This is a genomic window from Caballeronia sp. GAWG1-5s-s (assembly GCF_023631445.1).
Lineage (GTDB): Bacteria > Pseudomonadota > Gammaproteobacteria > Burkholderiales > Burkholderiaceae > Caballeronia.
This window is the reverse complement of record NZ_JALQDC010000084.1, coordinates 1-230: the sequence shown is the minus strand read 5'-3', so window position 1 is coordinate 230 and position 230 is coordinate 1. Positions and strand designations below refer to the sequence as shown.

Here is a 230-nt window from a genome sequence, read left to right as displayed (position 1 = left end):
CTCCGGGAGATGTTATACCCCCTGCTACATACGGAGTACCAAAAGCACTATCCCCACTTTGACTACCTACAAATATGTATGGTAATTGAGTATCAATTTGCGGGATAGATGAAGGTGTAACTGTTGCTGTAATTGGGATAAGGTCAAACCCTTCTGTAATTGCCCCGTATATAGGTACATTACCATTAAGCATTTCTAATGCCCCTGCTTCCAATGGTACTAAATCAAAT

Annotated in this window: 1 protein-coding gene; it reads right to left on the bottom strand. The window is 40.9% G+C overall.

The window, feature by feature from the left end; all coding sequences use genetic code 11:
• On the bottom strand, positions 1–230 hold a 230-nt coding region (locus NCR34_RS27985), incomplete at both ends, for a hypothetical protein (RefSeq protein ID WP_250501449.1).